This window comes from Stenotrophomonas sp. P5_B8, assembly GCF_054049855.1.
On record NZ_JBFULO010000191.1, the window covers coordinates 1 to 7082 of the forward strand.

General features: G+C 63.0%; 6 protein-coding genes. 3 read left to right on the forward strand and 3 right to left on the reverse strand.

The window, feature by feature from the left end; all coding sequences use genetic code 11:
- Both ACXJKH_RS11720 and ACXJKH_RS11725 read right to left on the reverse strand, forming a co-directional pair.
- The coding region (locus ACXJKH_RS11720) for a prepilin peptidase (RefSeq protein WP_457319566.1) at window positions 1–769 on the reverse strand (769 nt) is incomplete at its 3' end.
- A 7-nt stretch (window positions 770–776) separates the two neighbouring features.
- Complete coding sequence (locus ACXJKH_RS11725) at window positions 777–2036, reverse strand: type II secretion system F family protein (protein ID WP_457319567.1); 1260 nt, start codon at window positions 2034–2036, stop codon at window positions 777–779.
- A gap of 357 nt (window positions 2037–2393) precedes the next feature.
- Between ACXJKH_RS11725 and ACXJKH_RS11730 the strand changes: the two genes are divergently transcribed.
- The 3 genes from ACXJKH_RS11730 to pilB all read left to right on the forward strand — a co-directional run bounded on the left by ACXJKH_RS11730 (window position 2394) and on the right by pilB (window position 5153).
- The gene (locus ACXJKH_RS11730) at window positions 2394–2822 is read left to right on the forward strand and encodes a pilin (RefSeq protein WP_457319568.1); all 429 of its coding nucleotides are present in this window, start codon (window positions 2394–2396) and stop codon (window positions 2820–2822) included.
- 111 nt (window positions 2823–2933) lie between these two features.
- Window positions 2934–3350, forward strand: a complete 417-nt coding sequence (locus ACXJKH_RS11735; RefSeq protein WP_457319569.1) for a pilin — start codon at window positions 2934–2936, stop codon at window positions 3348–3350.
- 75 nt (window positions 3351–3425) lie between these two features.
- Window positions 3426–5153: a type IV-A pilus assembly ATPase PilB gene (gene pilB / locus ACXJKH_RS11740; RefSeq protein ID WP_457319570.1), complete on the forward strand. Its 1728-nt coding sequence runs from the start codon at window positions 3426–3428 to the stop codon at window positions 5151–5153.
- A 365-nt stretch (window positions 5154–5518) separates the two neighbouring features.
- On the opposite strand, the gene ACXJKH_RS11745 is transcribed toward pilB, so the two are convergent.
- On the reverse strand, window positions 5519–6898 hold the full coding sequence (locus tag ACXJKH_RS11745; protein WP_457319571.1) for a sigma-54-dependent transcriptional regulator: 1380 nt from the start codon (window positions 6896–6898) through the stop codon (window positions 5519–5521).
- Window positions 6899–7082 lie beyond the last annotated feature (184 nt).

Genomic DNA, 7082 nt, shown 5'->3' on the forward strand with positions numbered 1-7082 from the left:
GGATAGGGGTGGCACGATCGCGACCGCGCGAATACAGCCAGACCGAGCCGATGATCGCGCCCACGATCGAGGACAGCAGGATGATCGGCAGGATGCCTTTCAGCCCGCACCAGGCGCCGAGCGCGGCCAGCAATTTGAAATCGCCATGCCCCATGCCCTCCTTGCCGGTGATCTGCTTGAACAGCCACCACACCGACCAGAGCGACAGATAGCCGGCCAGCGCGCCCAGCAGGGCGGGTTTGGCGGGCATGTACAGGTTGTCGCTGGCCGCGATCAGGCCCAACCACATCAGTGGCAGGGTCAACTGGTCCGGAAGCAATTGGGTCCGCAGATCGATCCCGGACAGGGCGACCAGGAAGCAGCTCAGCACGATCGCGCCGAAGCCCTGCCAACCGAAGCCGAACTGYCAGACGCTGGCCAGCACCAGCAGGGCGGTGACCAGCTCCACCAGTGGGTACTGGATGGAGATCGGGGCGTGGCAATGCCGGCACTTGCCGCGCAGGACCAGCCAACTGAACAGCGGGATGTTCTCGAACCAGGCCAACTTGTGCTTGCAGTGCGGGCAGTGCGACGGCTCCACCACGATCCCCGGCGGCGGCGGCTCGTAGATGTCCGGCTCTTCGAGCACTTCGCGGGCGTCGCGCTTCCACTGCCAGTCCAGCCGCTTGGGCAGACGCAGGATGACTACGTTGAGGAAGCTGCCCAGGAGCAGTCCCAGACCGGCCGCGGCGGGATAGCCGAGACCGGGATGCTGGTCGAGAAATGCCATTGTTACCTTAGCCGACGACGGCGCCGAGTTTGAAGATGGGCAGGTACATGCCGATGACCATGCCGCCGACGATGGTACCAATGAACACCATGATCATCGGCTCCAGCAGGCTGCTGAGGGCATCAACGGCGTTGTTGACCTCCTGCTCGTAGTACTCGGCCACCTTGAACAGCATGGTGTCCAAGGCGCCGGCTTCTTCGCCGATGGCGGTCATCTGCACCACCATGTGCGGGAACAAGTTGACCTGTTTCATAGCCATGTTGACTGGGTAACCGACCGACACGTCATCACGCATGCGCAGCACTGCCTCTTCATACACCTTGTTACCGGTGGCACCAGCAACAATGCCCAGAGCTTCGACCAGCGGCACACCAGCCTTGAACGTCACGGCGGTAGTGCGGGCGAAGCGGGCGATGGCGCTGTTGTTCATGATCTGGCCGATGACAGGCACCTTCAGGATCAGGCGATCCATGGTGTGTTGCATCGACGGGGATCGCTTGTAGGCGTAGATGAACCCAGCGATAGAGCCGCCCACAATCAGGAGCATTAGCCACCAGTAAGAGAGCATGAATCGAGATGCGGCAACGATCAGCTGGGTGAAGGCCGGCAATTCCGCGCCGAACCCCTTGAATACTTCCTCGAATTGCGGAACCACGAACATCAGCAAAATTGCGCTGACAACCAGCGCCACGACCACCACCATTGCGGGATAAAACAGGGCCTTCTTGATCTTGCCCTTGAGAGCTTCAATGTTCTCTTTGTAAGTGGCGACGGTATCGAGCACTGTCTCCAGCACACCGGCGCCTTCACCTGCGCGAACCAGATTGCGGTACAGCTCGTCGAATTGCACGGGATGGCGGCTGATGGCCTCATGCAGCGAKGACCCGCCCTCGATATCGGTGCGGATGGTATCGACCAGCTTTTTCATCCGCGGGTTTTTGTGGCCGCTGCCAATGATCTCGAGTGCGCTGACGATGGGAACGCCCGACTTCATCATGGTCGCCATCTGGCGACTGAAGAATGAGATGTCCTTGGCGCCAACTGCCTTACCAGCTGAACCGAATAGCGGCTTTGGCTTCGGCTTGACCACACTGGGCATGATGCCTTGGCGGCGAAGTTCGGCACGCAGCAGGTTTGCATTTTTGGCAGGCTGTTCGCCCTTCATCTTCACGCCACGCTTGTCGGTCCCCTCCCAGACAAACGGCTGTAGCTCCATGGTGCTTCGCGCCACGGGCTGTTTCTTGATTGCACTACGGCTAACAGACATACAGGGCTCCCCAGCCACACCATCCCCAGGCGGGCTATCTCGGCGCATGGTAGCCGGTTCCGGCCGTGGGTGGCATCCCCGGGGCTGTCTAAATCTCGACTCTGCTCCCGGACAGGGGCGGTCAGAAGGTGACGCAACACGTCACATTGTCTGATCGGTCGCAGTTTTCTGTGCGGGGGGTTCCAATCCTGAAGATTGCTGCCATCATTGCGCCGGGGAATGCTGGGGAGCATTGCTGAGCAGTTGGCACGCATCCTGCTTTGATCCACCCGCACGGGCGTCCGCCTTGCTCAACCGGTATGCCGGTCAGGCCTCGTCCCAGTGTCCAATCACCACCTACCTCTAGGGGATGTACTCATGAAGAAGCAGCAGGGCTTTACCCTCATCGAACTGATGATCGTCGTCGCGATCATCGCCATCCTGGCCGCCATCGCGCTGCCGGCCTACCAGGACTACACCGTCCGTGCCCGCGTTTCCGAAGCAGCTGTCATCGCTGCCGGCGCCAAGGTTACCGTGGCTGAGAACATCGCCAACAACGGTGGCGCGCTTCCGGCCAATGCCTGCCTGGGCGTTGATACCGCTATCCCGGCTGGTAACCCGAATGTCGAATCGATGAAGTGCGACGAAGGCACCGGTGCCCTGGAAGTGACCATGACCGCTGACAAGGGCAAGGGCACGATTCTGACCTACACCCCGACCGCTCAGACGGGCGCTGTTGGCACCACCTGGCGTTGCGTTGGCAGCGGCAGCGAAGCCAAGTACTACCCGGCTGAATGCCGTTCGTAATTCGTAGCGAAAGCTAGCGAGAAGGAACCCCGCCTTGGCGGGGTTCTTTTTTATCTGGCACGAAATATGCGTGCTGGTAGAACAGATTCAATGCCGAATGGGGAGGCATGCGTGAGAACGGAGACGGGGTTTACGCTGATTGAGTTGATGATCGTGGTGGCGATCATCGCAATACTTGCTGCGGTCGCGTTGCCGGCCTACCAGGATTACGTCATCAGGGCGAGAGTCTCGGAGGCACTCCTGCTCGCTTCCTCGGCGAAGGTGACAGTGACCGAGAACGTGAACAACATCAACGTACTTGACGCCACCGCTTGCTCTGGCGTTCACGAGCAGACGACTGCGACGCGGAACGTGTTGTCCATGAATTGCTCCGGTAGTGGCGTGATTACGGTCGAGACGACGGAAAAGGCGGGTTCCGTGACTCTTCTGCTGCAGCCCAGCTACAATCCCAATGAAGTCATCCGCTGGCGATGTGTCAGAACGGCGGGCGACAACAAGCATGTTCCTTCGGAATGCAGATCCACGTAGGAAGCCAGTCACGGTGCTAGGTGGCGGGCTGTTTGGGTCGGCTCGATTCTCCAGTAATTTCCCTTGGTGCCAAAAATGAACGCCGTTGCCACTGCCAATCTAGTCGGTATTACCGGCATCGCCCGGCGCTTGGTCCAGGACGGCGCCCTGGACGAAGCTGGTGCCCGCGACGCCATGGCCAAGGCCGGCGCGGCCAAGCAGCCGCTGCCTCAGTGGTTTGCCGAAAAAAAGCTCGTCACTGCCGCCCAGCTGGCAGCCGCCAACGCACTCGAGTTCGGCATGCCGTTACTGGATGTCTCGGTGTTCGACAGCAGCCAGAGCGCCATCAGCCTGGTCAGCGAAGAACTGCTGCGCAAGCACCGCGTGCTGCCGCTGTTCAAGCGCGGCGGCAAGCTGTTCATCGGTACCAGCGACCCGACCCATTCGCTGGATGAGATCAAGTTCCACACCAACCTGGTGGTGGAGCCGATCCTGGTCGATGAGGACCAGATCAAGCGCACCCTGGAGCAGTGGCAGTCCAAGCACGACACGCTCGGTGGCAGCCTGGGCGGCGACGATGACGGCATGGGCGACCTGGATGTGTCGGCCGGCGACGAGGAAGGTGGTTCGACCGACTCCGGCGTGGATGCCAAGGGCGATGACACGCCCGTGGTGAAGTTCGTCAACAAGGTGTTGATCGACGCGATCCGCAAGGGCGCGTCGGACATCCATTTCGAGCCGTATGAAGACGACTACCGCGTGCGGTTCCGCATCGACGGCCTGCTCAAGAACGTGGCCAAGGCCCCGGTCAAGCTCAACCAGCGCATCGCCGCGCGCCTGAAGGTGATGTCGCAGTTGGACATCGCCGAAAAGCGCGTGCCGCAGGATGGTCGCATCAAGCTCAACCTATCCAAGACCCGGCAGATCGACTTCCGCGTCAGTACGCTGCCAACGCTGTTCGGCGAAAAGATCGTGCTGCGTATCCTGGATGGCAGCGCAGCCAAGCTCGGTATCGACAAGCTGGGTTACGAGGCCGCGCAGCAGAAGCTGTTCCTGGATGCTATCCACAAGCCCTACGGCATGGTGCTGGTGACCGGCCCGACCGGTTCGGGCAAGACGGTGTCGCTGTATACGGCACTGGGCATCCTCAACGATGAAACGCGCAACATCTCCACGGCCGAAGACCCGGTGGAAATCCGCCTGCCCGGCGTCAACCAGGTGCAGCAGAACGTCAAGCGCGGCATGACCTTCGCCGCAGCACTGCGCTCGTTCCTGCGCCAGGATCCGGACATCATCATGGTCGGCGAAATCCGCGACCTGGAAACCGCCGAGATCGCGATCAAGGCCGCGCAGACCGGCCACATGGTGCTGTCCACGCTGCATACCAATGATGCGCCGCAGACCATCGCGCGTCTGATGAACATGGGCATTGCCCCGTTCAACATCACCAGTTCGGTGACGTTGGTGATTGCCCAGCGCCTGGCGCGGCGGCTGTGCAACAACTGCAAGCGGCCCATCACCTTGCCGGCCAACGCGTTGCTGGCCGAAGGCTTCACCCAGGCTCAGGTCGATGCCGGCATCACCCTGTACGAGGCGGTCGGCTGCGAAGAGTGCACCGAGGGCTACAAGGGCCGTACCGGTATCTACCAGGTGATGCCGATGAGCGAGGAGATTTCGGTGATCGTGCTGGCCGGCGGCAATGCGATCCAGATTGCCGAGGCCGCGCAGCGTGCCGGGGTCAATGATCTGCGCCAGTCGGCGCTGGTGAAGGCGGCGGCGGGAACGACCAGCCTGGCTGAAATCAATCGCGTCACCAAGGATTGACGAGTTGGTCCGGTTGAACGCAAAAGGCCCGCGGATGCGGGCCTTTTCATGTGCGGGGAACGCCGACAAAAGGGTAGCGCCAGGCCATGTCTGGCTGTCGCGGCGCCCGCCGCGCGCGGTGAGTTGGGGGTGTCCGGATCGAAGAGCAGCCACCCATGGGGCGGCTCCACCGCGGTTGTCGCGCGGCGTCAGATGGCGCAGCAGCGTAGTGGGTTGTCGCGCGAGGTCAGATAGCGCGGCAGCGTAGCGGGTTGTTGCGCGAGGTCAGATTGCGCAGCAGCGTAGCGGGTCATCGCGCGAGGTCAGATGGCGCGGCACCCATCGGGGCAGTCGCGCGTGGCGGAATGGATCAGCCCCCATGAACCTCAATCCATCCCCAACTTCTTCAACTTGTACCGCAGCGCCCGGAACGTAATCCCCAACTGCGCCGCCGTCCTTGTCTTGTTCCAGCGGTTCTCCTCCAGCGCCTTCTGGATCGCGGTGCGCTCCATCTGTTCGATGTAGGAGGGCAGGGCACCGTTGCCGGCCGGCAGGTCGACCACGGCTTCTTCCACCGCGGCATTACTGCCGGGGCGCAGGCCGCCGTGCTGGGGCAGGCGCAGGTCGCTGGCGCCGATGCTGTCGGTTTCGGCCAGCGCGAGGGCGCGCTCCAGGATGTTCTCCAGTTCGCGGACGTTGCCGGGGAAATGGTATTGGGCCAGCGCATCCAGGGCGGACGGCGCCAGCAGCGGCGTGGGCCGTTCATGGGTGCGGGCCAGGCGCGCCAGGATCGAGGCGGCCAGTTGCGGCAGGTCGCTGCGGCGCTCGCGCAGCGGCGGTACGCGCAGTTCGATCACGTTGATGCGGTAGTAGAGGTCGTGGCGGAAGCGCCCGTCCTCGACCAGTTCGCCCAGGTCCTTGTGGGTGGCCGAGAGGATGCGCACATCCACCGGTACCTCGGTGGCCGAGCCGACCGGGCGGATCGATTTTTCCTGGATGGCGCGCAGCAGCTTGACCTGCATCTGCAGCGGCAGTTCGGCCACTTCATCCAGGAACAGGGTGCCGCCGTGCGCGGCCTGGAACAGGCCCGGCTTGTCGACGTGGGCGCCGCTGAAGCTGCCCTTCTTGTGGCCGAAGAACTCGCTTTCCATCAGCTCGGACGGGATCGCGCCGCAGTTGACCGGTACGAAGGTGCCGGCGGCGCGGGCGCTCTGTGCGTGGATGGTACGTGCCACCAGCTCCTTGCCGACGCCGGACTCGCCGAGGATGTAGACCGGCGCCTGGCTGCGCGCGACCTTGGCGATGGTGCCGCGCAGGGCGTCCATGGCCGGCGATTCGCCGAGCAGGCGCGCGGCCTGGTCGCTGGCCAGTGCGGCCGGCACGACGCGTTCACTGTTGTTGAGTTCCAGGGCGTGCTTGACCAGCCCGCGGAGGACCGAGATGTCCACCGGCTTGCTGACGAAGTCGAAGGCACCGGCCTTCAGCGCTTCCACGGCCAGGTCCATGCTGCCGAAGGCGGTGATCATCGCCACCGGCGTGCGCGGGTAGTGCTGGGCGATCTCGGTGACCAGCTCGATGCCGTTGCCGTCGGGCAGGCGCATGTCGGTGATGCACAGGTCGTAGGGATTGCTGGCCAGCAGCTCGCGGGCTTCAGCGAGGTTGGCTGCGGTACTGATACGCAGGCCCATGCGGCCCAGGGTCAGTACCAGCAGTTCGCGGATGTCACGTTCGTCGTCGACGACGAGGGCGCTGCGGGTTTCGTTCATATGGGGGGAAGATAGCCGAGGGCGGTTGGATCCGACAAATGTTTGACGCATGTGGCGACCCGCAGCGACGGTGCCTGCCGTGAACGGTTCATTGCGGCAGCAGAGTGTGCGGGCCGGCCAGGCCTGGCCCATGAGATCCGCAACCCGCTGGCGGCGATCAACTACGCCGCCCAGCTGCTGGAGG

Excerpts from the sequence above, each read along its gene's own strand:
- ACXJKH_RS11730 (WP_457319568.1), top strand. The coding sequence starts at position 2,394 with ATGAAGAAGCAGCAGGGCTTTACCCTCATCGAACTGATGATCGTCGTC.
- pilB (WP_457319570.1), top strand. The coding sequence starts at position 3,426 with ATGAACGCCGTTGCCACTGCCAATCTAGTCGGTATTACCGGCATCGCC.
- ACXJKH_RS11745 (WP_457319571.1), bottom strand. The coding sequence starts at position 6,898 with ATGAACGAAACCCGCAGCGCCCTCGTCGTCGACGACGAACGTGACATC.